Source organism: Mesorhizobium sp. M0051, assembly GCF_040323235.1.
Lineage (GTDB): Bacteria > Pseudomonadota > Alphaproteobacteria > Rhizobiales > Rhizobiaceae > Mesorhizobium.
Genome location: NZ_JAMYUT010000027.1, coordinates 29,648 through 55,917, shown reverse-complemented (window position 1 = coordinate 55,917; position 26,270 = coordinate 29,648). Strand labels below are relative to the sequence as shown.

The following is a 26,270-nucleotide window of genomic DNA, read 5'->3' as shown; positions in this document are numbered from 1 at the left end:
CGTTCGGTCGTGAACTCGCCCATGGCCGCATCGGGTCAAACGCGACCGTTCCCATATGTCGCCTTTTGTTCGCTTAAGCCAGGTCCGCAAGCAGAATAGGCGTCAGGCCTTACCGGCACGCCACCATCTTCACCCGATCAGCTTTCCCCGCCTCGCTTTGACGGCGGCATCAGCCCGCGCCTCCACAGCCTTCTCCACCTGCCGCTTCAGCTCGTCCTTGATATCCACCGTCTCGTTCATCAGGGCATCGATCTTCAGGAAATCGAGCACGCGGTATTTCGACACCGCCGGGCGGACCAGGATGTCGGGGCGGCATTGCTTCAGCTTGTTGGCGATGATCGACTGCATCATCAGCTGCGTGGCGCCGAATATCAGGTCGACGGTGGTTGGGTGCTTGCGGTCGAGCTCTACCGGCGCGCCGACGACGTCGACGCCGATGATGATGTCGGCATCGTTCTCGATCAGGTCGAAGGGCACGGGGTTGTAGATGCCACCGTCGATCAGCAGCCTGCCGTCGCGCATGACCGGGCGGAACACGGCGGGTATGGCCGCTGACGCCGCCAGTGCCGAGTGCAGGTCGCCATCGTCGAAGACGGCCAGCTTGTGGCCGAAATAGTCCGTCGCCGTCACCTTCAGCGGAATTTTGAGCTCGGCAAAAGTTTCGGGAATGGCTTCGGGCAGGAAGGCCTTCAGGATGCGTTCGACGTTGAACTGGCTGACGCGGACCTGCATGGCTTCGGCGATCGTGCCCGGCCTCGCCCGCCACATGCGGCTCGCCACCTGGGCGCGGCGGCCGAGGATCGCGCGGGCATAGTCGTGGATGTCCTTGCCGGTCATTCCAGCGGCCATGCCGGCGCCCATGATGGCGCCGATCGACGAGCCGGCAATCGCCACGGGCCTGATGCCCAGTTCGTCCAGCGCCTCGATGACATGGATATGCGCCAGCCCGCGCGCACCGCCGCCGCCGAAGGCGATGCCGAAGGTCGGGCTCATCCCTTGCCGGCCCCTGCCAGTTTCGGGCCGATGACCATGATGGTCGGCTCTGCGGTCAGCAGCTTTTTCGCCGCCGCCTTGACCTGGTCGAGCGTCACCGCGTTGATGTAGCTCGCGCGGCGCTGCATGTAGTCGATGCCGAGACCGTCGAGCTGCAGCTCGACCAGCGTCGAGGCAATGGCACTCGACGAATCCAGGTTGTTGATGGCGTAGGCGCCGATCATGTATTTCTTGGTCGCCGCCAACTCCGCTTCGGTCGGGCCTTCATCAGCGAGTTGCTCGACCACATCGCGGACGACACCCAGCGTCTCGGCCGCCCGGTCCGAGCGGGTCCCGGTGCTGACGATCAGCGCATTGGCGTGGTCCTGGTTGATCAGCGAGGAGTTGACGCTATAGGCCAGCCCCCGCTTTTCGCGCACCTCCTGGAACAGGCGCGAGGTGAAGGTGCCGCCGCCGAGGATCTCGTTCATCAGCACGGCGGGAAAGAAATCCGCCGCCTTGCGCTTCACTCCGGGATAGGCGAGTTGCAGGGAGGTCTGGGGCAGGTCGTAGTCGACCTCGACATGCTGCGCCAGCTTGGGGTCGATATCGGCCACGGGAGCGAGCGCCTGGTTTTGCGGCAGGCCGCCAAACACCATGTCGAGTTTCTTCTTCAGCGTCTCGGGGTCGATGGCGCCAACCACGGCGACATGCAGGCCGCCGCGCGCGAACACCGCCCTGTGCAGGGCTTTCAGGTCGTCCGGCTTGATGGTGGCGATGCTCTCCCTGGTGCCCTCGTCCGAGCGGGAATAGGGATGGTCGCCGTAGAGTGCCCGCGCCCATTTGCTCTGCGCTACCGTATCGGGGTCGTTCTCGCCGGCGATGATGCCGGACAGTATCTGAGCCCGGATGCGGTCGATCGGCAACTGGTCGAAGCGCGGCTCGTTGACCGCCAGCCGCAGGAGGTCGAACGCCTCGTCGCGCTGCTCGGCCAGCATGCGCATCGAGCCGTAGGTGCCGTCGCGGCTCTCTTCGAAACTCATCTCGGCACCGGCATCGTCGAGCTTGATCTGGAAGTCTTCCGAGTCCAGCGGCCCGGCGCCTTCGTCGAACAGGCCGGTCATCAGGTTGGCCAACCCTTCCTTGCCCGGCGGATCCTGCGTCGAGCCACCGCCGAAGACGAAACGGATGGCGACGACCGGCACGGAATAGTCCTCCACCAGCCAAGCGGTGATGCCCTTTGGCGAGGTGACGGACTGGATGTCCATCGCGCGCGCCGTGAGTGCCGGCAGGATCAGGAAGACGATGGAGAGGAAGAGGGTTACGAGGGCGGCGAGCGCTCTTCCTTCTCCTCTTGTGGGAGAAGGTAAGGGCGCGCCGGCGTGCATCGCGTTCGTGTTCGTCATCAAATCAATTCCCCGCCTGTTGCTGCGGCAAGAGATAACCGGTCGTCGACCGGGCAAGCACCAGATAGCGCGCGGCGACGGCCTTGACGTCTTGGGCGGTGACCTTGCCGATGCGATCCGGCCATTGCTGGACGTCCTGCACATTGCCGCCGGTGGCCAGCGTCGAGCCGTAGATGTTGGCCATGGAATCCTGCTTGTCGCGGGCAAAGACCATCGACCTGATATAGCGGTCCTTGGCCTTTGCCAGTTCCGAGGGCGTCACGCCATCCCTGACGATGCGAGCCACTTCGGCATCGACCGCCGCCTCGATATCGACGAGCTTGGCATCGCCGCGCGGCGAGCCGTAGATGGTGAAATTGGTGTCGTCGAGCATGGTGCCCTGGAAATAGGCGCCGGCGTTGGAGGCGATGCCTTGCTGCACGACGAGTGCCTGGTAGAGCCGGCTGCGGTTGCCGCCGCCGAGGATTTCCGCCAGCAGATCGAGCGCTTCCGCCTCGCCCGGCTTGCCCGAATGATAGGACGGCACCACCCATTGGGTGGAAAAGCTCGGCACGCTGACGCGGGCATCGGCGAGCGTTACCGTGCGCCTGGTGTTCTGCTCCGGTTCCACCGGGCGGATGCGCGGCGGCAAATCGGGGCCGCGCGCGACCTTGCCATAGGTCTTTTCGGCAAGCGCCCGCACCGTGTCAGGTTCGACATCGCCGGCCACGATCAGCACGGCGTTGTTGGGCCGGTAGTATTTGTCATAGAAGGCGGTGGCGTCGGTGCGGTTCAGCTGCTGCATTTCCTGCATCCAGCCGATGACCGGAATGCGATAGGGCTGGTTCTGCCACAGCGTGGCGTCGACCTCCTCGTCCAGCACCGCCTCGGGATTGTTGTCGATGCGCGAGCGGCGCTCCTCGAGGATGACGTCGCGCTCGGTCTTGATGACATCGTCGGTAAGGATGAGGTTGCGCATGCGGTCGGCCTCGAAGCTCATCATCAGCTCGAGCGCCGACGGCACAACCGTCTCATGGAAGGCCGTGTAGTCGTAAGAGGTGAAGGCGTTGTTGGAGCCGCCGATGTCTGAGACGGCGCGGTCGAACTCGCCGGCCGCATGATGGGTCGTCGCCTTGAACATCAGGTGCTCGAAGAAATGGGCAATGCCGGACTTGCCCGGCGGCTCGTCGGCGCTGCCGATCTTGTACCAGACCATATGGGTGACGATCGGCGCGCGGTGGTCGGGAATGACGACGACCTCCAAGCCGTTGTCGAGCAGGAAATCCGTGACCTTGAACGTGGCTGGAATCGTATCGGGCAAGACGAGGCTCTCGGCCAGCGCCGGACCGGTCATGACGAAAGCCAGCGAGGTCGCCAGCAGAGTCCCGCGCAGCCATTCAGCTCTAGATGTCATCAATGCTCCGATTTCCTTGGCAGACGATAGGCAGGGTATGGACCACAAGCAAAGTGAATTGTTGGCCATCTTGCCGTCAAAGGCGGCGGCAAAGAGGCCGGGCGTCAAAAGCTATCAGCCCGCCTCGATGAAGCGGATCACGGTCTCGCCATAACTGCGCTCATCCAGCACGGAAAAGCCGGGGCCTGGCTCGAAGGGCGCCACTGCGGCCTCCTCGACCACGCACAGCGCGCCGGGACGGAGCCAGCCGCCGGCCTTGGCCGACTGCAGGGCACGCTCGCCAAGACCCTTGCCGTAGGGCGGGTCGGCGAAGACGAGGCCGAAGGGCGCAAGCGTGCCGGCCTCGCCGAGGCCGGTGGCATCACGGCGGAAGATCTTGGTACGGCCGGTCAGGCCGAAGGCCTCGACATTGTCGCGGATCAGGCCGCGGCCTTCGGCCGATTCCTCGATGAAGACGCCGTAAGACGCACCTCGCGACAGTGCTTCCAGCCCGAGCGCACCGGTGCCGGCGAACAGGTCGAGCACGCGCGCTCCGTCCAGTTTCTCCGCGAAGCGATGCGCCAGCACATTGAAGACGGCCTCGCGGGTGCGATCGGTCGTCGGACGGATGGCGCTTGAGCGAGGCGTCGCCAAGGGACGCCCGCGAAACTCACCGCCGACGATTCTCATCTCGCTTTGGGCCTCATTTCGTTCTGGGACCCTTCGGGCCGCCGCGCGGCCGCTCGTCGCCGCCCGGCTCGCCTCTCGGCTTGCCGAATGGTTTTGCGCCGGCCGGGTTGCCGTAGGACGGCTTGAACGACGCCTTGCGCGCCTTGGCGTCAGCGGCCTTGGCGGCGTCGGCTTCAGCCCTGCCCTTGCCGATCGGCCGCGCGCCCGGCGCCATCCAGACATTGGCCTTGCGCTGGCCGGGCGGCTCGATCGGCCGCTGCTCGCGCTCGGATTTCTTGCCACCGGGCTTGCCGCCAAAAGCACCACGCGGTTTGTCGCCAAAGCCGCCGCGCGGCTTGTCGCCAAAATTGCCGCGGGGCTTGTCGCCAAAGCTGCGCTCGGGCCGCGGGCCGCGTTCGCCGAAACTCTTTTCCGGTCCGGAGCTTCTGTCGGGACTGGTCGACAGTTTGCCCAATGCCTCGTCGCGGCTGCCTTCGCGGCGTTTGCGGTTCTTGATCAAACCGCCCTCGCCGATCGGACGGCGCTCGCCGTCACGGGTGAATTTTGGCCGTTCCGGCTCCGGCTCGCGGATTTCGGTGCGACGCACCGGCTTGTTGGAAAACGGCTTGGTAACCTCGGCGTCGAAATTGGCGCCGGATTCCTCGACCAGGCGCTCGCCAAGCTGGTCGCGCAGCACCCTGCCCTTGATCTCCAGCACATGGCCCTCGGCGAGGTCATCGAGCTGGAACGGACCGTAGGAGATGCGGATCAGCCGCGTCACATCAAGGCCGAGCGAGCCGAGGATGTTCCTGACCTCGCGGTTCTTGCCCTCGCGCAGGCCGATCGTCAGCCAGGCATTGGTACCCTGCTCACGGTCGAGCGTCGCTTCGATGGCGCCGTAAAAGACGCCGTCGACGGCAATGCCTTCGCGCAGGCCGGCAAGCGCGCTCTCCTCGACCTTGCCGTGGACGCGCACGCGGTAGCGGCGCAGCCAGCCGGTGGCCGGCAGTTCGAGCACGCGCGAAAGGCCGCCATCATTGGTAAGCAGCAGCAGCCCTTCGGTGTTGATGTCGAGCCGGCCGATGGTCATCAGCCGCGGCAGTTCGGCCGGCAGCACGTCGAAGACGGTCTTGCGACCCTCGGGATCGCGGTTGGTGGTGACCACGCCTGCCGGCTTGTGGAACAGGAACAGGCGGGTGCGCTCGATCGGCGGGATTTCCATGCCGTCGAGATGGATGATGTCATCAGGCATCACATTGAAGGCCGGCGACGTCAGGGCGCGGCCATTGACCTTGACGCGACCGGCGGCGATCAGCTCCTCGGCATCACGGCGCGAGGCCAGGCCGGCGCGCGCCAGCCGTTTGGCGATGCGTTCGCCTGCCTCTTCCGTCGCTTCCGCGGAATGCGGGCGCGGCCTGAAGCCGGCGCCGGATGCAGTTTGCGGCCGATTGCTGAAGTCGCGCTTGGGACGATCGCTGAAATCGCGCTTGGGGCGATCAGCGAAATCGCGCTTCGGTCGATCGGCGGCGTCGCGCGGCGCACGGTCGCCAAAATCGCGCTTGGGACGGTCGAAGCGCTTTTCGCCGCCTGCCCCTGCAGCCGGGCGGTCGCCACGAGGCGCATAGGGTTTGCGTGGCCCTTCGCGCTTCTCATAGGGCTTGCCTTCGGGGCGCGGGCCTTTGTGGAATGGTCTCTCACCGCGCGGAGCGTCACCCTCACCGGCTTCGCGCGGCTTGTAGTCGCGCTTCGGCCGTTCGCCTTCAGCCGCCATCGGCCGGCCGCCGCGCGGTGCGTAGGGCTTGCGTGGTCCTTCGCGCTTTTCATACGGCTTGCGCTCGCCTTCAGTCGCCATCGGACGGTCGCCACGCGGTGCGTAGGGCTTGCGTGGTCCCTCACGCTTCTCAAAAGGCTTGCCTTCGGGACGCGGTCCTTTGCTGAATGGCCTGTCGCCGCCCTTGAAGTCGCGCTTCGGCCGCTCGCCCTCGGCAGCCGTCGGCCGATCGCCGCGGGGAGCGTAAGGTTTCTTGGCACCAAAGGACGGCTTGCCGCCCTTGCCGGCGGCGCCATCACGGCCGCGGGGTCCCGCCGCTTTCGAGCCGCTCCTGGCCGGACCCTTTTTGGGTCGGAATTTCTTGTCGTTGTCGTCCATGTGGCCTTTGTCCGTTTGCGCTGCTACAGCGTGGCGCATCCTCTCGGGCGCGCAACGAACGCTGTAGCACTTTGATTTGGCGCATGATCATTTCCGAAAATCGAGTCCGATTTTCGGGTTGATGCGCTCAATAACAGGATCATCAGAGTTTGTCAGGGAAAAGTGGAGACCGGTTTTCCGGCAAGACAAACGAAAACCAAAAGCCTGGGGTGGCGAGGAGATAATCGGATTGGACACCGAGTGAAGCGACCGGATTTCATGGCGATGGCGCTGAAAGAGGCGGAAGCGGCAGCCTTGCGCGGCGAAGTGCCGGTCGGCGCCGTCATCGCCAACGGCGGCACGGTCATTGCCAGTGCCGGCAACCGCACCCGCGAGCTTGCCGACCCCACGGCGCATGCCGAGATGCTGGTCATCCGCGAAGCCTGCCGCAAGCTGTCAGCCGAGCGGCTGACCGGCCATGATCTCTATGTAACGCTGGAGCCGTGCGCCATGTGCGCCGGCGCTATTTCCTTTGCCCGGCTGCGCCGGCTTTATTTCGGCGCCGCCGATGACAAAGGCGGCGCGGTGGTCAATGGCGTGCGCTTCTTCGCCTCGCCAACCTGCCACCACACGCCCGACATCTATCCAGGCATCGGCGAGACCGAAGCGGCCCTATTGCTCAAAGGATTTTTCGAGGAACGGCGCGGCTGAACCGGGCGCAAGGCCCGTCAGCGGCAGGCAACGCAGACCGTCCGTTTTTAGAGCGACGGCAGCCAGTCGAACCAGCCACTGCCCTTCTTGCCCTCCGCCTCTTTCTTCAGGCGGCGTTCCTTCTTGTACTCGTCCTCGCCAAGCTCGTTCTGCGGCGCCGTGCCGGCTGCGACACGATACTGCACCGGCGGTTCGCTCAGATATTTGCGGGTGTTCGGGTCGCCCTGCTTGCTGTCGGCAAGCCGGCGCTGGATCTCGGCGGCGCGACCCTTGTCTGAATCGGCTGGGCTCCACGCCGGCGGGTGGCTCGAGCCTGAATCCGCCATTGCCTTCTTCACCGAGGCCGGGTCGGTCTGCACATCGTCGACGATCTCCGACTGGTAAGCCGGGTCGTTCTGGTGGGCGGTGGCGTCGGCGCGCAAGCGGGCGCGGCGCTGCTCGGGCGATTCGGGCCATTCGGCGCTCGCCGTCTCGATGTTGTCCTGCGGCGCCGGCAGCGCTTCCTTCTGGCCTGGCACCGGTTTCACCAGCGTCGGACGCGGCTTGTAATCGATCTGTTCCTTGTGCTTCGGCGCGATCGAAAAGGCGCCGGTCAGATCGCCAGCCAGCTGTTCGCCGGCGGTCTTGTCGGTGCCATAGGTCGGAGAGCCCATGCAGCCGGACAAAGCCAGGCCCGATGCGACAAGCGGCGCCAGCAGCGCCAGGCGCGCTTTATATCTCTCGGTCATGCCAAAAAGTCCCACTCTAGACAGCCTCTCGATTGCCACCGGCGTTATGACCGGTCCCCATCGTCCAAGCACTTGCGACTGAAATCCGGCGACAATTTGTCTTCCGGAGTTTCGCGTGTTTACCTCAACCAGTCGTTAAGGGCAACGCGCGGGCGGTTTTCGCCCGCCCGGCGTGGCATTTGTGCACACATCAACCTGGCTGGCCGGCCTGTTAAAGCCGGCCAAGCGCCTTCAATTCGTGCAGCACCGCCGCATCGCGCGCCGAAACGTCGGGGAATTCCGGATCCTGACCGACATCCGCGGTGTAGCGCCAGGAGCGTGCGCATTTCACCAGGCCGCGATCCTCGGCCTTTTCGACCACCACGGCGACACCCCTGACGTCGTCAAGCGTGAAGGCTCCCGCAGGCGCTTGGCCATGAGCGATTACCAGATCGCTGGTGATCGCCATCTCGGCCATGTCGACATCCGATATCGCCGCTTCGAGTGCCGCATCGTTGATGGTGACGACCGGCACCGCCTCCAGCGACGACCCAATCACCTTCTGGGCGCGCGCGATCTCCAGCGCGCCGGTGACGACGCGTCGCACCTGCCGCACCTTGCGCCACTTTTCGGCCAGCGCCTCGTTCTTCCAGTCCGCCGGGATTTGCGGGAACTGGTCGAGATGCAGCGAGACGGCGTCAGGATGACGGTCAAGCCAGGCCTCTTCCATGGTGAAGGGCAGCATCGGAGCCAGCCATTTCGCCAGACAGTCGAAGAGATGGCGCACCACTTGCACCGAAGCCTTACGCTTCACGCTCGACGGCGCGTCGCAGTAGAGCGCGTCCTTGCGGATGTCGAAGTAGAAGGCCGACAGTTCGACCACCATGAAATCGAGCAGTGCGCGGGTGATGCGCTTGAATTCGAAGGCGTCATAGCCCGCGCGCACGATCTCATCCAGCTCGGAGAGCCGGTGCAGCATCAGCCGCTCCAGCTCCGGCATTTTCTCCAGCGGCACCTCCGCGCCATCGTCATGGGCAAGCGTGCCCAGCATCCAGCGGATGGTGTTGCGCAGCTTGCGGTAGGCGTCGATGTTGGTCTGCAGCACATTCTTGCCGAGGCGCTGATCCTCCCAATAGTCCGTCGTCACCACCCACAAGCGCAGGATGTCGGCGCCCGACTGCTTGATGACGTCCTGCGGCACCACGGTGTTGCCAAGCGACTTGGACATCTTGCGGCCGTCCTCGTCCATGGTGAAGCCATGGGTGACGACGGTGTCGTAAGGCGCCCTGCCCCTGGTGCCGCAGCTTTCCAGCAGCGAGGAGTGGAACCAGCCGCGATGCTGGTCGGAGCCTTCGAGATAGACGTCGGCCGGCCATTTCAGATCCGGACGATCCTCCAGCGTGAACGCGTGGGTCGAGCCCGAATCGAACCAGACGTCCAGGATGTCCATCACCTGCATCCACCTGGAAGCATCGTGATTGCCGAGGAAGCGTTCCCTGGCGCCGGCGGCGAACCAGGCGTCGGCACCCTCCTTCTCGAATGCGTCCATGATGCGCTGGTTGACCGCCTCGTCCTTCAGCACATTGCCGTCGGCATCTGCGAAGACGGCGATCGGCACGCCCCAGGCGCGCTGGCGCGACAGCACCCAGTCGGGGCGCTCCTCGATCATTGCGCGGATGCGGTTCTGGCCGGCGGCGGGCACGAAACGGGTGTCGTCGATCGCTTTCAGCGCGCGGCTGCGCAGCGTCGAGCCGTCGCCGAGATCCTTGTCCATATAGACGAACCATTGCGGCGTGTTGCGGAAGATGATCGGCTTCTTCGACCGCCAGGAATGCGGGTAGGAGTGTTTCATTCGGCCGCGCGCGAACAGCGCATTGCGCTTGATCAGCTCGTCGATGACGGCCTGGTTGGCATTGCCCTTCTTGCCGTTGTCGTCGATGACGCGCGCCGGTCCACCCTCGCGGTCCGGTCCGAAACCCGGCGCGTCCTTGGTGAAGAAGCCGCCGTCGTCGACGGTGAACGGGATGGCGCTGTCGATGCCGCGTGCGCGCAGATCCACCGCCGCATCCATCCAGGCGTCAAAGTCCTCGCGGCCGTGACCGGGAGCTGTGTGGACGAAGCCGGTGCCGGCGTCGTCGGTGACATGGTCGCCGACGAGCATCGGCACGGCAAATTCGTAGCCGCCGCCAAGCCCCTTGAACGGATGCGAAAGCGTAAGGCTTCCAAGCTCTTGCGCCGAAACGCTGCGAAATCGATCCAGGGTGACCTTGGCCTTGGCCGAGGAGTCTTCGGCCAATGCATCGGCAAAAATCAGCTTTTCACCCGGCTGCGGGCCGAACGCGTTCTCGGCCGCCGTTACCTCGTAGAGGCCGTAGCTGATGCGCGGCGAATAGTTGACTGCCCGGTTGCCCGGGATCGTCCACGGCGTCGTCGTCCAGATGACGACATGGGCCTGCAGCAGATCGAGCGCTCCTTCCGTCAGTTTGGTCTCGCCCCCTTCGATTGGGCGGACGAGGCTGGCGACCGGAAACTTCACCCAGATCGTGTCGGACTCATAGTCTTGATACTCGACCTCGGCTTCGGCAAGCGCCGTGCGCTCGACCACGCTCCACATCACGGGCTTCGAGCCGCGATAGAGCTGGCCCGACATGGCGAATTTCAACAGCTCGCCGGCGATGCGCGCCTCGGCGTGGAATGCCATCGTCGTATAGGGATTCTTGAAGTCGCCGATGACGCCGAGCCGCTGGAACTCACCGCCCTGCACCGAAATCCAATGCGCGGCGAATTCACGGCATTCCTTGCGGAATTCGTTGACCGGCACCTCGTCCTTGTTCTTGCCCTTGGCGCGATACTGCTCCTCGATCTTCCATTCGATCGGCAGACCGTGGCAATCCCAGCCGGGCACATAGTTCGAGTCATAGCCGCGCATCTGGAACGAGCGGGTGATGACGTCCTTGAGGATCTTGTTCAGCGCGTGGCCGATATGGATGTTGCCGTTGGCGTAGGGCGGGCCGTCATGCAGCACGTATTTCGTGCGGCCGGCAGCACTTTCGCGCAGCTTGCGGTAGAGGTCCATATCCTGCCAGCGCTTGACCAGCAGCGGCTCCTTCTCCGGCAAGCCGGCGCGCATCGGGAAATCCGTTTGCGGCAGATAAAGCGTCTTGGAATAATCGATCGTTTCTTTGGTGTCGGTCATCGCTGTATCGGTCATTGGTCTGCCATGTGCATTTGCCCGGCAGCAAAGGAGCTCGGGCGTTGAACTATACTTTTTGCGCATGTCGTTTTCCCAAAACCGGGGCCACTTTTGGGCGACATGCCTTATGATCTGGAAAAAGCGCGAGAGGCCGCGCGCAACATTCCCGGCGGCTCCGGCGACCGTTCAGGCCGCCCGGAACACCGGGCTCATAATTCGTATCGTCAGCCTGCAAAGGCGCGAAAAGCTCGTCATGCCCCGGCTTTTAGCGGAGATGAGCGCAGGAATAAAGCGTCTCGTTCGATTCACTTACATCGTGAAATCGAAGCGATAGGTGGTCGACACGCCGATCATGAACTGATTGCGGTCGCCGCGTTCCTTGACCAGGCTGGAATCGGCGGCCGGTCCCATCAGGCGCGAATATTCGCCAAACAGGCTGGCGGTCATCGGCTCGGTCACCTTCCAGGTTATGGCGCCGCCGAGGCCGGTCGATTTCAGGCCGCCACCGGGGTGATATTCGCTAAGGCCCGAGGCCACGGCTTCCTGCGCATTGACGCCATAATAGGCGTCGAAATAGTTGGCCGAGGCGAAGGAAACGCGCGGACCGCCCGAAATCCTGAGGGTTGGCGTCACATCGTAGAAGGCGTCGGCAGCGATGTCGGCGACAAAGCCGTTGTGAGCGCGAATGCCGTGGCGAAGTTCGGCGCGGGCACGCAGCCAATCGGTCGGATAGAATTCGAAGAAGCCGCCAGCCTCGCCGCCCCAGCGCACCGGATCGAGGCCCTTCAGTTCATCGGCGTTGTCATCGTCACGGGAAAACAGGAACTTGCCGGTCAGGCCGGCACGGACACTGCCATCGTCGACCAGCGCCAGCGAGATGTTGTCGTTGCGCGAGGTGAAGCGTGCCGCCGGTCCGGCCTTGCCCAACGAGATGATCGGAGAAGCGCTGAGCAGGTACTTCTTGCCGCCCTCGAAGTTCGGCGCCACCATGCCCGTGGCGCCAACTGTCAGATACCAGTCACCGGACAACCAGTTGCCCTCGCCCGCATTGGCAGTGCCCGCCCAACCGAGCAGCGCTGCGGCCAACACCAGAGAGATTTTTCCGACCGGACTCATGGCCACTCCACTAACACGACGCACACCGTTACCGATGACAGCTTTGACGGCCGTTTGGTAAAATTTGATTTAAACCCGAGACATCGGCTGGGTTTGCGACGATCCCTCACTGCCGGCCATCGACTGGACGCTGACCGGCGCCGGGACTAACGTCCGGCAGCATCCCGCAGCCCTTGGTGGAGACCGCGACAATGACCCTGAATGGCGACGCCTTGAAAATCGCGATCGAACAGACCCGGACAAAATGGGGGTGGTTTGTCGCGCTCGGCGTGCTGCTGCTCATCTTCGGCGGCATTGCATTCGGCAATCTGTTCATCGCCACTGTGGCTTCGGTCTATGTCGTGGGATGGCTGATGCTGGTGGCGGGCGTCATCGAGATCGTGCATGCGTTCGGGGTCAAGACGTGGGGCCGCTTCTTCTATTGGCTGCTCAGCGGATTGCTCTATGCCGTCGCAGGCTTCTTCGCTTTCAACAATCCGCTGCTTGCCTCGGCGGTGCTCACGTTCCTGCTGGCGATCGCGCTGGTCGCGTCAGGCGTGCTCAGGGCATGGGTCGGCTACAGCCACCGGCCGCAACGCGGCTGGGGCTGGGTCGTTGCGGCCGGTGTCGTCAGCGCACTTGCCGGCCTGATCATCGCCATGGGCTGGCCGGTCAACAGCCTGTGGGTGCTCGGGCTCTTCCTGGCGATCGACCTGATCTTCCAAGGCTGGACCTTTATTGCCGTCGGTTTGGCGCTGAAAAGGTAGTGTCCCGTTTGCGCATGATCTGGTCCGAAAACTGGCTCCCACTTTTCGGGATCATGCTTCAAAAGGCTATGGCTGCGTCAAGGTCGGAGAGCGGTTTGACGCCGGCAAGCAGCGTGCGCGCCTCGGCTTCATCGCGCTTCATCTGCGCGACCAGCGCGTCGAGCCCTTCGAACTTCACCTCGGGGCGCAGGAACCCGAAGAAGGAAACTCGGCAGATCTCGCCATAGAGATCCCCGGAGAAATCAAAGACGAAGGTTTCCAGCAGCGGCGCACCATTGTCGTCAACCGTCGGGCGACGGCCGAAGCTGGCGACACCATCGTGAAGCGTGCCATCAGCGCGGCGAAAGCTGACGGCATAGATGCCCTCCTTGAGGGCGGCTTCGGCTGACAGCCTCATATTCGCGGTCGGAAAGCCAAGTGTGCGGCCGAGTTGCTGGCCGCCGACCACCTCGCTTTCGACGGTGAAGCGATAGCCGAGCAGTCCGGCAGCCTCGGCCACCTCGCCCTCGCTCAGCAACCCGCGGATGCGGCTGGACGAGATCACCTCGGCGCCCTCGTCACGGAAGGCGTCGACGAGCGTTACGCCGAAGCCGTGACGCTCGCCGGCTGCCATCAGGTAGGCCGGACCGCCTTGACGATCCTTGCCGAAATGGAAATCGAACCCGGTCACGGAGTGGGTTATGCCAAGGTTCTTTTCCAGCACATCGGTCACGAATGCTTCTGCCGACAGCGAGGCGAAGTCGCGTGTGAACGGCTGTTCGACGAGCGCGGCAAAACCCAGCAGGGACAGGAGCCGCGCTTTCATCGGCGGCGGCGTCAGCACGAACAACGGTATATCAGGCCTGAAAATCTTGCGCGGGTGCGGTTCAAATGTCAGCACCAGGGCCGGCACCCCGCGCCGCCCGGCTTCAGTCAATGCCCGCTCGAGCACCGCCTGATGACCGCGATGGACGCCATCGAAATTGCCGATCGCCACCACGCCGCCGCGCAGGTCGGCGGGCAGCGGTTCGGTTGCGAGAATGTGCTGGAAAGCTGCCATAGTCACCTACCGCAGTCTGGGAATGACGGCCACCGGACGATATCCATGCTTTTCCAGGAAGGCCGCCAGCCTTGCCGGATCCGGTTGCAGTGCATCGCCATAGTCACGGGCATGGATACCGCCGGAGACATAGAGAACGTCGAAGCCATTGTCGGCGGCGCCCTTCACATCCGTCATCATGCCGTCGCCGATGGCCAGCACCTGGCCGCGCTCGACCGGCCGGCCGAGAAGCTCCACAACCTCCTTCATGGCGACGTTGTAGATCGGCGCGTAGGGTTTTCCGGCGATCAATGTGCGGCCGCCGAGTTGGGCATAATCGCGTGCCAGCGCGCCGGCACACCAGATGAGGCGTTCGCCACGCTCGACCACGATGTCAGGATTTGCACAGATGAAGGGCAGGTTCCTGGCGCGCAGCCGCCGCAGAAGCTCGGCGTAATCCTCGGGCTTCTCAACCTCGTCATCGAATAGACCGGTGCAGACGACGCCGGACGCCTCGAATTCCTCGACAAGTTCGACGTCGAGACCTTCATAGAGGGTGAAGTCACGGTCGGCGCCGATATGGAAAATCTTGCGCGGGCCCTCGGCGATCAAATCTCGGGTCACGTCGCCTGACGTGACCACCCGGTCGTAGGCTGATAGTGGAACGCCGATCGCGTTCATCTGCGCCACGACATCGGCACTTCTGCGCGGCGAATTGGTGATCAGGACGACGGGGATTTCTACGTCTCGAGCCCTCGCAAGCGCCGAGGCCGCCACCGGGAAATGGCTCTCGCCATTGTGGACCACGCCCCAGACATCGCACAGGATTGCCGAATAGGTCTTCGACACGTCTTCGAGCGAGCCGATGATTTCAGGCGAATCCGCCATGCCATTTCCTTCAGTCATGATCACCACGAGCACCACGGCCGACGGTTCGCCGCAGCCGGTTCGGATTAGCCGAACCGCCCCGGCCTGTCACCCGCTTTCAGCGTGGCCGCGGGAGCGGTAGCGGATGCCTCGCACAAAGGAGCGCGGCGCCAATGTTTTCGCCGCTTCAGAGAGCTGTCACGGCGGCGCATTATTGCGCCGTCGGAGCCGGCATGGTTAACGAACCATCAAAAAGCTGGCCGGCCTTTGAGACATCCAGCAACATGAAATTTAGCATTTTGTCAGCATTGTCATGCCGAAAACTGGCTTCTGGGCAGGGATGCTGAAGGCGATGATCCTCAGATTCGCGCGCGACAGGCGCGGCAACTTTGCCTTGGCGACCGCCATAGCGATGCTGCCGATAATGATCAGCGTGGCCGGCATCATGGATCTGGTGGGCACGAGCGACGACGCCGCGGTATTGCAGAACTCACTGGACGCGGCTGGGCTCGCAGTCGGCACGAAGTACTCGCCCGGCATGACGGCAAGTAATGTCCGGGCGCTCGGGCTGACATTTTTCTCGGCCAACATGAGCGCCGCCGACCAGCAAGAATATTCGGGCAGCGTCTCCAACTTTTCGGCGGCAGCCAGCGGGGACGCGAGCGCCTACTACATTTCGGTTTCCTCCAGCATCAGCCGAGCAAGCTTTATCCGCGGCGCGCCGTCCTGGCCGGCTCACCGCTCCGCCTCGGTCAAACTGGAACCCGGCGCGCAAGCCTGCGTGCTGGCGCTCGATCCGCAGGCATCGGCCGCCGTGAGCCTGCAGGGCTCGACCAATGTCTCGATGACCAACTGCGTGATCGCGGCAAACTCCGATGCGTCCGATGCTGTGAACAGAGGCGGTTCCGCGCTGGTTTCAGCGGGCTGCGTCTCGACCGTCGGCGGCACTTCCGGCCTTTCGTTACCCAACGCCAATCTCACCTGTGGAACGCCGCTCGAACATCAATATGCGTCGTTTGATCCTTTGGCCGACGTCGTCCCTCCTCCCTTCACATTGTGTCTGCCGGTCCCGAACGGGAACGGCAAGACCTACAGGCTGTCGCCCGGCACCTATTGCGACAAAACATTGTCGGGAAACATCACACTTGATCCGGGCGTCTACATCCTGCGCGGCACCGCCATCAAGCCCGGAGGCAACGGTAGCCTGACCGGCCAGGGCGTGACTATATTCCTCATGGAGGGCGCACAGATCTACATAAACGCCAATGAGCAGGTGAACCTTTCCCCGCCGACCAGCGGCCCTTACGCCGGCATCACCATTTTCGAGGATCGCGGGAACACGTCCGCCCTGACGCTGAATGGCGGCGCAAATTCCGTGATCAGCGGTTTCATCTATGCGCCTGACGCTCCCATTTCCTACGCCGGCAACTCGGATATGAGCGGCCAAGGCGACTGCCTGAGGCTTGTTGGCAAGACCGTGCAGATGACGGGAAACTCATCCGTCAGAACGGATTGCACGGCCGCTCTTGGAAATCGCGAGATGTATGCCAGCCGCCGCATTACTCTCGCGAAATGAGAGGCGCCTCCGAACGTTTGAGCGACATCGTCGGCTGATCCAGAGGCATCGGCAACCAACTGGCGCAACGGCTGGCGCAGCCATGCTCTTGCGCGCGCCTGCCGGGACAGGCACATGTTGACCGCTCGCGGGATCACGTACCCACGGCAGGGGAACGAACCAATGCCCGAAACCGCCAATCATCTCGCCTTCGCGCTGGTCTGCCTCGGCATGGTGCTGACGCCAGGCCCCAATATGATCTATCTGATCTCGCGTTCCCTGTCGCAGGGGCCGAAGGCCGGGCTGATCTCGCTCGGTGGCGTGGCGCTCGGCTTTCTCTTCTATGTGCTGGCGGCGGCCTTCGGCATCACCGCGCTGTTGCTCGCCGTGCCCTATGCCTATGACGCGCTGCGTTTTGCCGGTGTGCTCTATCTCCTTTGGCTTGCCTGGCAGGCGGTGAAGCCGGGCGGGCGTTCGCCATTCCAGGTGCGCGAACTGCCAAGGGATAGGCCGCGCAAGCTGTTCGCGATGGGCCTGATGACCAACCTGCTCAACCCGAAGGTGGCCGTGCTGTATCTGTCGCTGCTGCCGCAGTTCATCAGCCCGGGCAAAGGCCATGTCCTGTCGCAGCTTCTGGTGCTGGGCGCCACGCAGATCACGATCAGCCTCACCGTCAATGCCATCATCGCGGTGACGGCCGGTTCGATCGCCACCTTCCTCTCCGGACGGCCCTTGTGGCTGGTCATCCAGCGCTGGATGATGGGCACCGTGCTGGCGGCACTGGCGCTGAAGATGGCGACCGACGCGCAGCGCTGAGAGCGCTTCGTTACATCGGCCTCTTAGGCTGCTGCGCGCGCTCCGGCTCGACCACCTTGCGGTAGAGATGCCAGGTGGCATGGCCGAGCACCGGCATGACCACCGCGAGCCCGGCAAACAGCGGGATCGAGCCGATCACCAGAAGCACGGCGACCATCAGCCCCCATAGCGCCATCTGCAGCGGATTGGTCATGACCGCCCGCGCTGAGGTCTCGATGGCCGAAACGGCGCCGACATCGCGGTCGAGCAGCAGCGGGAAGGCAATCACGGTGGTGGCCAGCACGACCGCGGCGAAGACAAAACCCGCAGCGTTGCCGGCAAGGATCAGCGTCCAGCCCTTGCTGGTCGTCAGCACCTCGCGGACGAAGTCTCCGATCGAGGACGGGGGCCGATCGCCAAACAGGCCAGTGTAGATCGACTGGGCGGTGTACAGCCACAATAGGAACAGCGCGACCAGCATTACCCCGATCACCACGATCGACGGAATCGCCGGCGAGCGGCGCACGTCAAGGGCATGCCACCAGGAGGTGTCCATGCCGAGCTCGCGCCGGCGGCTGATCTCGTAAAGGCCGATCGCGGCAAACGGTCCAACCAGCGCGAAACCCGACATCAGGGGGTAGATGAGCTGGATGGCATTGGCGCCAGACGACGTCCACCGCGTCAGGATCAGGCCGACGATGGGATAGATCAGGCACAGGAACACGTAATGCGACGGCTTTGCCCAGAAATCCTCGGCGCCGAGGCGCAGTGCATCCCAAAGGTCCGACGTGGTAATGCGCCGCACTGCTGGCTGCACGTGCATTCCACGTGCGTCCGCCATGACATGAAAGCCGGCCATAACCTTCCTCCCGTATATCGGGGCGGTCACCGCCAGGATGGCCGCCCGGAGCTGCCACTTTTCGTTCAAACGCTATTCTAGTCGATTTAGAGCCGCTTGTCGCCAAGTCCATGGATCGGGTTGGGTTGATTCCGGTTCTCTCCCGGATCGGTACCGCCTTTGCAACCGCGCGGCGCATGGCATATCGGCGCTGCGCGGTTGAAAATACCTGAAGCGCGTCAGGCAGCGAAGCGATCGATCACCTCGGCCAGCGGCACATGGCCAAGGCAGGCGCCCGAACCAGCAGGGCTTTCGCCATCCTCGACAGCTAGGGCATATCGCACCACCGGTTCGGCCTCGATGCGTCGGCGCAACGCGGCCAGCCTGGGATAGGCAGCGCCGTCGATCGCCTGGTGGAACTCCGCCCATCGGGCCACGCCAATCAGCGTGGTATCCGCCAGCGTCAGCCGATCGCCGACCAGAAAGTCCGTATCGGTGATCATCGCTTCAAGGCGGCCGTGGCGTTCGGTGACGGCCTTGCGGCCGAAGTCGCGCAAAGTCGCCTTCAGAGCCGGTTCATCCGCGGCCATTTCCAATGCTACCCAGAGCGGGCTGAAAGCGGCGGTGAACCCGGTGTTCACGAAGGCCATCAGCTGATGCATGCGGTCGGCTTGCGGCGTGCGCGGGTCGAAGCTGATGCGACGTTGCGTGTCGCGGGCTTCGAGCCACGCGGCGATGGCCATGGTCTCGGTCAGCACCGCGCCTTCGTCGGTGATCAAAACCGGTGTTTCCTGACGGCCGTTGATGCTGGCATAGGCATCGTTCTTCATCTCGGTGAGCATATCGACACGACACAGGCGATAGGGTTGCCCGACGCGTTCAAAGGCAGCGACGAGCCCCATCGAGCTTCCCGCCGGGAAGCCATAAAGGAGGATAGGTTCCATTTGTTTTCTTCCATGATTCAAGGGATCACGCCGCGCAGCGAAACTTGACCCTAAACGCTGGTCGCCCCATGTAAATTACGCACAATTCTGTAACCAGGGACTACCCATGAAAGATGTCGTCTCACGCTGCCCGATCGAAGAGACCATGCGCGTGCTCAGCGGCCGCTGGCCCACCTTGCTGCTCTATTATCTGAAGGACGGGACCAAGCGGTTCAGTGACCTGAGGCGCGACAACCCAACCGTCTCGCATCGCATCCTGGCGCTGGAACTGCGCAAGCTGGAGGACGCCGGTATCGTGCGGCGGACGGTGTATCCGGGCTATCCGTTGCGCGTCGATTACGATCTCACGGCGCCCGGCCGCAAGCTTGTGCCGCTGATCGATGCACTCGGCGCCTGGTGGGTGCATACGGAGAACGATCGGGTCGGCGGTTCCACGGAATCAAATCTCGATACCGCCGCCTAGGATCACCGATTCTACCGCGGTTTTCGCCGCCCTGCCCGGCAAAAGCCATGATCGCCACTATCTCAGGTGGGCATGACCGTTGCGAAAATCGAAGACCATCCGACCCCGAACCTGAACAGGCGCATGCTGCTTAAGGGCGCTGGCCTCGCAGCCCTGGCCGGGCTCGCCGCCTGCAGCACCGTTTCGCTGCCGGCCGGCGGAGGCGCCGGGGTTTCCTCATCCGCCACCGGCACGCTGGCCGGCATCCGCGCTTCGGCCGGACTCGCGGCGCTGGTCCCCGACCGGCAGCTCGAACAGGCCGCACTGCAGCAGGCCGGCTACATGGCGCAACGCCGTCGCATGAGCCACACCACCGGATGGGGCAAGGATTTTGCCTCGCGCGTCAAAGACAATGGCATTGCGGGTGCGGCCGCGGAGAACATCGCCGAGGGCCGTTTCGACCTGCAGAAGCTGTTCGATATCTGGGTGCATTCAGCCGGCCATCGCCGCAACATGCTAGACCCGCGCTTCACCCGTTTCGGCCTTGCCTATGCGCGCGATGGCAGCGACAGCAACCTCCGTTACTGGAGCCTCGTGCTCGGGAAATAGCAGCAGGCGTATCGCCGTCGGCCGCCGGCTTCTTCGTCAAGCTGCGCGGCGGACCAATGGCTGAGCCGTCAATCCTTGGGGTTGAGCAAGGTCTCGATGTCCCGTGCGGAGACCGGTTTGCTGAAGTGATATCCCTGCATTTCATCGCAATTGTTTTTGAGCAGGAAAGCCACTTGATCGTCGGTTTCGACGCCTTCGGCGATAACCCTCATGTTCAATTTTTGACCCAACGAAATCACGGCGCTCGCAACAGCCTGATCGTTTTCGTCATCGGCGACGTCGTTGATGAAAGATTTGTCGATCTTTAGCCGCGCAACTGGAAACGTCTTGAGTGCGCTGAGGCTGGAATAGCCCGTCCCGAAATCGTCGATCGAGATCTGAACGCCAAGATGTTGCAGTTCGTTCATCGTCGCGACGGCCAAATCTGTGTCCTGCATGATGAGGCTTTCGGTCAACTCCAGCTCCAGGTAGCTTGCCTCAAGGCCGCTCTCCTGGAGTGCATTGACGACACGTCCGATCAGGTTCTTTTCCCTGAATTGCCGAGCCGACACATTCACGCAAACCGTCATCGGCGGTAGACCCGCATCCTGCCAGGCTTTGTTCTGTCGACAGGCTTCGTGCAGGACCCAATCGCCGATCGGCACGATCAGACCTGTCTCCTCGGCCGCAGGAATGAAGCTGGTCGGCGCTACCAGGCCCAGTGTTGGGTGGTTCCAGCGTATCAACGCTTCCACCGCAAAGACACGCCCCGAGCGAAGATCAACTTGCGGCTGGTAGACCAGCGCGAATTCCGAGGCGGCCAAGGCGTTTCGCAATTCCTCTTGAAGCACGAATTTTTCATGAGCCCTTGAGTTGAATTCGGGAGCGTAGAACTGGAAATTGTCGCGGCCGAACTCTTTCGCGCGATACATGGCTGCATCGGCATTGGCCAGGAGTGTTTCCGGGCTCGCTCCATCCTTGGGATAGTTCGCGATGCCGATACTGGCGGTCGTTCGTAGCTGATGCTCTCCGAGATGAACCGGCTCCGCGATCGCGGCCCGGATCTTCTGCAAGCTCTGGGAGATGAGATCGACATCCGTGGGCTGGTCGAACAGGACGATCACAAATTCATCGCCGCCAAGTCGCACAACGGTGTCGGTCGCCCTTACGCATTCGACCATACGGCTGGCGACGGTCTTCAAGAGCTCGTCTCCGGCATTGTGGCCGAGCGTATCGTTGACGAGCTTGAAATTGTCGAGATCGATGAACACCAGCGTCACCCAGCGATCGTATCGCTGCGCGTACAAGATGGCTTGAGAAAGCCGGTCCTCCAGCAAGGCGCGATTAGGAAGCCCGGTAAGCACGTCATGATTTGCCATGAAGTGGATTTGGTCTTCAGCCAGTTTGCGCTCGATCGCTATACCGGCGATGCGGGTCGTGAAATCAATCAGCCGGGTCTCGGCCTCGACCGGTTCACGCACCGTCATCGAATACATTGCAAAGACACCCAAAACCGCGCCCTGATGCGACAGGATCGGGGTCGACCAGCAAGAACGATATCCGTATACCGCCACCAGTTCGCGGTAATCCTCCCACAGCGGATCTTGTATGACGTCGGCGACAATGACTGGCTCCCGCCGATAGACGGCGGTCCCACAGGATCCGACCTTGGGACCGATGGCGATGCCATCGATGGCGTTCGTATAGCCTTTCACCAAGCTCGGCGCCGCACCGTGCCGCAAATGGCTGCCATGCTTGTCGAGGAGCAAGACGGAACCGAATATGCCTGTCAGCTGGGATTCCACGAGACGCATGAGGCGGTCGAGCACGTCCTCGAGCGGAGCACTCATCGCGATCATTTCCAGGATTTGCGCTTGCCCGTCACGCAGGACGTCGGCTTGCTTGCGGGCAGTGATGTCGTGGGCGATGCCAATTAGACCGAATATCTCATTTTTAACATTGCGTAGCGGAACCTTCGTCGACGAGAACCACTTGCCGGCGCCGGACGCATCGACAACAAACTCCTCCTCGTCGATCATCGGCTGTCCGCCGGTGAGGACGTTCTGTTCGATCAGGCGAAATTTCTGCGCAAGTTCGGGAGCATGGAGATCAAAGTCGGTCAAGCCGATCATGTCGCTTGTCTTGTCCCGGCCACTGTCGGACGCAAGGGCCCTGTTGACCACGACGAAACGGCTTTCGGTGTCCTTGACCCACAGATAGCCGGGCACCCAGTCGATCAGCGTTTGCAGCGAGATGCGTTCATCGACAAACTGGCGATTGGCCGCGAGTTCCGTAATATCCTCATGCGTGGAAACCCAGCCGCCGTCGGGCATAGGTTGGTGGCAGACCTGAATTGTCCGGCCATCGGCCAGGTTGGCGGTCCAGATTCTCGACGTAACACTCGAATTGACCGACCGGGCCAATGCTAGATAGGCGTCGGCAGCCATGGCGGATGTTCCGGCCGCGACGCGTCGCTCGACGATTTCACCCAGTGTCAGGCCCGGCTGCAATTGCTCCACCGCAATGCGGTAGATTTCCGCATAGCGACGGTTGGACAAGATCAGACGTTCATCGGCGTCGAAAAAGCAAATGCCTTGCGATATATTGTCGATCACCGTCTTGAACCGGAGCGCCTGGCCCTCGAGTTCGACGATCGTCGCTCGAAGCTCGTGCTCTAGGGTTTCGTAGGAAGCCGTGGCCAATTTTGCCAGTACGGCCAGACCGCTCGACTCGGGCACCTCGATGGCTAGCCTGGATGATTTCGTGACCAAACAGAGTTCCTCCGATTTGGCGTCTGGCAAAAATGTCACTCGCCTGGACGGAAAGTCCGCCTATAGTATTAGGGACATACTAATGACAGATGAACCGGATCGAAATCGGCGCCGCGTGGCCTGAATACCTGAAGCCAAGGGCTGTCCTCGAACCCTCCATCTAGCTCCCGGACCCGGTATTCTTCAACATCAGGACGAACTTGGTCGACACCGCCCGGAGCGATCGCCACTGCGCCATCCGCTACTGGAATAGTTGAGAATGCAAGCTGCATATTCATAAATCTCCAGACTGGTTGCCATGGAGACTTACAACCTCAAGCGCAACGGCATCTAACGCATGTCGCTCAAAAAGTAGCCCCGGCTTGAGACAACGACATGCATAGCAACCAGACACCTAAAACGCGTCACATGAATCCGTTTCGACGCGATGCGCTTCAGTCCATATGCGCGGCTGGTGCGCCACCGGCCGGCGCCTGCTTTGGCTTGCGCAGCAGGAACACAAACGGGATGGCAAGCAGCGTCATCACCATGAGTATTTTGAAGTCGTTGACGTAAGAGATCATCATCGCCTGAAGATTGACCACACGATCGACCTGCGAAAGCGCCATTGGATCGCCGCTTGCGGCTGCCGGAGAGGCGGCCCAGAGATTTGGGTTGAACGGGTTGATGAAGGCCGAAAGCTCGGTGTGATTGACCTGCGTGTTGCGCACCATCAGAACCGTCACCACCGACACGCCGATGGACGAGCCGAGATTGCGCACCAGGCTGAACAAGGCTGTGGCATCTGTGCGGAACCGCACGTCAAGCGTGGCGAAGGCGACGGTCGACAGCGGCACGAACACCATTCCCATGCCCAGGCCCTGGATGACGCCGGAGCTGAGGATCAGCCAGTTGTCCATCTGCGGCGTGAAGCTGGACATGGTGTAGAGTGACTGCGCGGTCAGCAGAAAGCCGATGACGACAAGAATCCTGGCGTCGATCCTGCTCATCAGCCGCCCGACGACAAGCATCGAAATCATCGTGCCGACACCGCGCGGCCCCAAGACGACACCGATGGTGACGGTCGGATAGCCGAAGATGGTCGACAGCATCGGCGGCAGCAGCGACATCGAGGCCAGGATCAGCACGCCCATGACGAAGATGAATGCCAGCCCGGTCACGAAATTGCGGTCGAGGAAGATCTTCGGATCGATGAAAGGACGTTCCGCCGTCAGCGTGTGGATGATGAACACCCAGAATCCGGTGATCGAAAGAGCAAGCTCGATCCAGATCTCGACCGAAGAAAACCAGTCGACCTCGCCGCCGCGGTCGAGCAGCAGCTGCAGCGCACCGACACCGAGCGATAACATGGCGAAGCCGAAGAAATCGAAGCTGCGCACCCGCCGGGCAACCGCCGGCAGATAGGCGGCCATGCCGAGGAAGGCGATGATGCCGACCGGCAAATTGATGAAGAACACCCAGCGCCAGTTGAAATTCTCGGTCAGCCAGCCGCCGAGCGTCGGGCCCAGGATTGGCCCCAGCATGATGCCGGCTCCCCAGATGGCCATTGCCTGGCCGTGGCGTTCCCTGGGGTTGATGTCGAGCAGGAAGGTTTGCGACAGTGGCACGGGTCCGTGCCGAAGATTTCAGATTCCGATCAAGCCGCGCGGCGGCTTCGCCCAGACGCTGATCCTTCCCACTCCTCCATCAGACCGATCCTGCTACTCGCTTCCACCCGCAGGTCCCCGCGGGATTCCGCTGACTTTACTGCGCGGCCTCGCCTGCCGTGGCGTGGCCGAAGATCGACGGCAGGCCACGTGCCACGCCGGTGTCGACGGTGACGGTGGCGCTCATGCCGGTGCGCAACGCCATCTTGGCGTCTGCATCGATCAGTTCGAGGCGCACCGGAATGCGTTGCGTGACCTTGACCCAGTTGCCGGTGGCATTCTGGGCCGGCAGCAGCGAGAATTCGGCTCCCGTGCCGGCGCCAATCGCCTTGACCGTCGCCTCGAAGGTGCGCCCCGGGTAGGTGTCGACCACGATATCGGCCTTCTGCCCGGGCTTCATGTGGGTGAGCTGCGTTTCCTTGAAATTGGCGGCGATCCAGGTGTCGCCGGTCTCGACCAGCGAGAACAGCGGCGTGCCGGAACCGACATACTGACCGACCTTGAATGAGGAAGCCTGGCTGATGACGCCGTCGGCCGGCGCCTTGACCGTGGTCTGCGCCAGGTCATAGGCCGCCTTGTCACGCGCGGCGAGCGCGGCCATCACGGTCGGATGCTTGTCGGTCTCGATGTCGGGATTGCCGCCAAGGGCTGCCTTGGCGCTGATGATGCCTTGCTCGGCAACGGCGAGCTGCTGCCTGGCCTTGTCGAGATCGTTCTTGGCTTCGTCCAGCGACGACTTGGCGTTGATGCCCTTCTGGGCAAGGTCGGCGGCGCGGTCGAACTGCGACTGGGCGAAGGCGACTTGGCTGGTGTCGGACTTTTGCTGAGCCATCGACTGACCATAAGCCGCGCGCAGCTGCTCGACATTGAGACGCGCTCCCGCAACCGCCGCGTCGGCCTGGGCCAGGGCGATCCGGTAGGGCTCGGGGTCAATGGCAAACAGCACGTCACCCTGCTTGACCAGCTGGTTGTCGGCGATGTCGACCTGAACGATACGCCCGGCCGTGTCGGAAGCGATCGATACCTTGGCCTGCTGCAGATTGGCGTTCTCCGTCTCCTGGTAGCGGCCGCCGGTGACCCAGACGTAACCGCCGCCGACAGCCAGTGCCGCAGGCAGCGCGACCATCAGCAAGAGACGGCCCAGCCGACGCTTTTTCTTCACTGGCGCCAGGGCCGGCTGCACCGGGGGAGCAACCGTCACCGGGGCCGCGGCCGGCTTCTCCGGCGCTTCCATTTCCAGCTCGGTCACTTTCTCGTCTATCTTGGCTACCGCGTTCATGCTGCTGTGCCTTCTGTAGTCTTCACTTTTTCAATGGATGGCGTCTCGTCGTCGGTCAGGTTCCGGACCATCGCCTCAAGCCCCTCTATGAGGACACGACGGGCTTCCGGCTTCACGCCGACGAGCGATTCCTCGTAGACTTCCCCGGCAATGCTCTTGATCACGGCGTAGGCATCGCTCGCCTTGGGCGTCAGGAAGATCATGCGGACACGGCGATCGGCAGCGTCGGGACGACGCTCGATCCAGCCGCCCTCCTCCATGCGATCGACCAGGCGAGAAACACTGATCGGCTCGATTTCGAGAAGTTCGGCCAGCCGCGCCTGCGCGACGCCGTCTTCCTTGGCAACGCGGACCAGAAGCCGCCATTGCGCCGAAGAAAGCCCCAAGCCACTGGCCCTCGCCTCGAAGCGCTTGCGCATCAGGCGCTGCACGTCGTGGATCAAGAAGCCCAATCTGTCGATGCCATCGGAAACCATGAGCGGGATATATAATAAGCGTGCTTACTAT

21 protein-coding genes and 1 pseudogene are annotated in these 26,270 nt (G+C 62.9%); 6 read left to right on the top strand and 16 right to left on the bottom strand.

Annotation, left to right across the window (positions count from 1 at the left end):
* Window positions 1-129 precede the first annotated feature (129 nt).
* The 5 genes from NKJ90_RS24580 to NKJ90_RS24560 all read right to left on the bottom strand — a co-directional run bounded on the left by NKJ90_RS24580 (window position 130) and on the right by NKJ90_RS24560 (window position 6,568).
* A complete protein-coding gene (locus NKJ90_RS24580) occupies window positions 130-993 on the bottom strand; it encodes a patatin-like phospholipase family protein (protein ID WP_023762307.1) in 864 nt (287 codons plus the stop codon).
* A complete protein-coding gene (locus NKJ90_RS24575; protein ID WP_156938625.1) occupies window positions 990-2,360 on the bottom strand; it encodes a M16 family metallopeptidase in 1,371 nt (456 codons plus the stop codon). The genes NKJ90_RS24580 and NKJ90_RS24575 overlap by 4 nt, the downstream gene beginning before the upstream one ends.
* 22 nt (window positions 2,361-2,382) lie before the next feature.
* A complete protein-coding gene (locus NKJ90_RS24570) occupies window positions 2,383-3,771 on the bottom strand; it encodes a M16 family metallopeptidase (RefSeq protein ID WP_031261128.1) in 1,389 nt (462 codons plus the stop codon).
* A gap of 114 nt (window positions 3,772-3,885) precedes the next feature.
* Entirely contained in the window at window positions 3,886-4,440 is a 555-nt protein-coding gene (rsmD, locus tag NKJ90_RS24565) for a 16S rRNA (guanine(966)-N(2))-methyltransferase RsmD (protein ID WP_031261126.1), read from the bottom strand.
* Between the two features lie 13 nt (window positions 4,441-4,453).
* Entirely contained in the window at window positions 4,454-6,568 is a 2,115-nt protein-coding gene (locus NKJ90_RS24560) for a pseudouridine synthase (protein ID WP_023762303.1), read from the bottom strand.
* A gap of 240 nt (window positions 6,569-6,808) precedes the next feature.
* Between NKJ90_RS24560 and NKJ90_RS24555 the strand changes: the two genes are divergently transcribed.
* Complete coding sequence (locus NKJ90_RS24555; RefSeq protein WP_031261124.1) at window positions 6,809-7,258, top strand: nucleoside deaminase; 450 nt, start codon at window positions 6,809-6,811, stop codon at window positions 7,256-7,258.
* Window positions 7,259-7,305: 47 nt separating this feature from the next.
* Here the strand turns inward: NKJ90_RS24555 and NKJ90_RS24550 are convergent, their stop codons facing one another.
* The 3 genes from NKJ90_RS24550 to NKJ90_RS24540 all read right to left on the bottom strand — a co-directional run bounded on the left by NKJ90_RS24550 (window position 7,306) and on the right by NKJ90_RS24540 (window position 12,274).
* Window positions 7,306-7,986, bottom strand: a complete 681-nt coding sequence (locus NKJ90_RS24550) for a hypothetical protein (protein ID WP_023762301.1) — start codon at window positions 7,984-7,986, stop codon at window positions 7,306-7,308.
* Window positions 7,987-8,197: 211 nt separating this feature from the next.
* A complete protein-coding gene (gene ileS, locus NKJ90_RS24545) occupies window positions 8,198-11,161 on the bottom strand; it encodes an isoleucine--tRNA ligase (RefSeq protein ID WP_031261123.1) in 2,964 nt (987 codons plus the stop codon).
* Window positions 11,162-11,467: 306 nt separating this feature from the next.
* Complete coding sequence (locus tag NKJ90_RS24540; protein ID WP_023762299.1) at window positions 11,468-12,274, bottom strand: MipA/OmpV family protein; 807 nt, start codon at window positions 12,272-12,274, stop codon at window positions 11,468-11,470.
* Window positions 12,275-12,465: 191 nt separating this feature from the next.
* Here NKJ90_RS24540 and NKJ90_RS24535 point away from each other — a divergent pair, with 191 nt between their 5' ends.
* On the top strand, window positions 12,466-13,020 hold the full coding sequence (locus tag NKJ90_RS24535; RefSeq protein ID WP_023762298.1) for an HdeD family acid-resistance protein: 555 nt from the start codon (window positions 12,466-12,468) through the stop codon (window positions 13,018-13,020).
* A gap of 58 nt (window positions 13,021-13,078) precedes the next feature.
* On the opposite strand, the gene NKJ90_RS24530 is transcribed toward NKJ90_RS24535, so the two are convergent.
* Together NKJ90_RS24530 and NKJ90_RS24525 are read right to left on the bottom strand one after the other, a co-directional pair.
* Window positions 13,079-14,059 carry a bifunctional riboflavin kinase/FAD synthetase gene (locus NKJ90_RS24530; protein WP_023762297.1) on the bottom strand — a complete coding sequence of 327 codons (981 nt, stop codon included), beginning with the start codon at window positions 14,057-14,059 and terminating at the stop codon, window positions 13,079-13,081.
* Between the two features lie 6 nt (window positions 14,060-14,065).
* Window positions 14,066-14,926 carry a TIGR01459 family HAD-type hydrolase gene (locus NKJ90_RS24525; RefSeq protein ID WP_031261120.1) on the bottom strand — a complete coding sequence of 287 codons (861 nt, stop codon included), beginning with the start codon at window positions 14,924-14,926 and terminating at the stop codon, window positions 14,066-14,068.
* 319 nt (window positions 14,927-15,245) lie between these two features.
* Between NKJ90_RS24525 and NKJ90_RS24520 the strand changes: the two genes are divergently transcribed.
* Entirely contained in the window at window positions 15,246-16,481 is a 1,236-nt protein-coding gene (locus NKJ90_RS24520) for a TadE/TadG family type IV pilus assembly protein (protein WP_023762295.1), read from the top strand.
* A gap of 162 nt (window positions 16,482-16,643) precedes the next feature.
* Complete coding sequence (locus tag NKJ90_RS24515; RefSeq protein WP_023762294.1) at window positions 16,644-17,276, top strand: LysE family translocator; 633 nt, start codon at window positions 16,644-16,646, stop codon at window positions 17,274-17,276.
* A gap of 10 nt (window positions 17,277-17,286) precedes the next feature.
* Here the strand turns inward: NKJ90_RS24515 and NKJ90_RS24510 are convergent, their stop codons facing one another.
* Entirely contained in the window at window positions 17,287-18,114 is an 828-nt protein-coding gene (locus tag NKJ90_RS24510) for a DUF2189 domain-containing protein (RefSeq protein ID WP_023762293.1), read from the bottom strand.
* A gap of 218 nt (window positions 18,115-18,332) precedes the next feature.
* On the bottom strand, window positions 18,333-19,037 hold the full coding sequence (locus tag NKJ90_RS24505; RefSeq protein WP_023762292.1) for a glutathione S-transferase family protein: 705 nt from the start codon (window positions 19,035-19,037) through the stop codon (window positions 18,333-18,335).
* A gap of 106 nt (window positions 19,038-19,143) precedes the next feature.
* On the opposite strand from NKJ90_RS24505, the gene NKJ90_RS24500 reads away from it, so the two are divergent.
* Window positions 19,144-19,500 carry a winged helix-turn-helix transcriptional regulator gene (locus tag NKJ90_RS24500; protein WP_023762291.1) on the top strand — a complete coding sequence of 119 codons (357 nt, stop codon included), beginning with the start codon at window positions 19,144-19,146 and terminating at the stop codon, window positions 19,498-19,500.
* A gap of 72 nt (window positions 19,501-19,572) precedes the next feature.
* On the top strand, window positions 19,573-20,088 hold the full coding sequence (locus NKJ90_RS24495; protein ID WP_023762290.1) for a CAP domain-containing protein: 516 nt from the start codon (window positions 19,573-19,575) through the stop codon (window positions 20,086-20,088).
* Window positions 20,089-20,156: 68 nt separating this feature from the next.
* On the opposite strand, the gene NKJ90_RS24490 is transcribed toward NKJ90_RS24495, so the two are convergent.
* The 4 genes and pseudogenes from NKJ90_RS24490 to NKJ90_RS24475 all read right to left on the bottom strand — a co-directional run bounded on the left by NKJ90_RS24490 (window position 20,157) and on the right by NKJ90_RS24475 (window position 26,239).
* The gene (locus NKJ90_RS24490; RefSeq protein WP_352487066.1) at window positions 20,157-22,838 is read right to left on the bottom strand and encodes an EAL domain-containing protein; all 2,682 of its coding nucleotides are present in this window, start codon (window positions 22,836-22,838) and stop codon (window positions 20,157-20,159) included.
* Between the two features lie 434 nt (window positions 22,839-23,272).
* Window positions 23,273-24,445: pseudogene (locus tag NKJ90_RS24485) on the bottom strand (DHA2 family efflux MFS transporter permease subunit); the annotation flags it as partial.
* Between the two features lie 136 nt (window positions 24,446-24,581).
* Window positions 24,582-25,763 (bottom strand): HlyD family secretion protein, encoded by a 1,182-nt coding sequence (locus tag NKJ90_RS24480; RefSeq protein WP_352487064.1) that lies wholly within the window; start codon window positions 25,761-25,763, stop codon window positions 24,582-24,584.
* The gene (locus tag NKJ90_RS24475) at window positions 25,760-26,239 is read right to left on the bottom strand and encodes a MarR family winged helix-turn-helix transcriptional regulator (protein ID WP_023762286.1); all 480 of its coding nucleotides are present in this window, start codon (window positions 26,237-26,239) and stop codon (window positions 25,760-25,762) included. Before NKJ90_RS24475 ends, NKJ90_RS24480 begins: the two co-directional genes overlap by 4 nt.
* Window positions 26,240-26,270 lie beyond the last annotated feature (31 nt).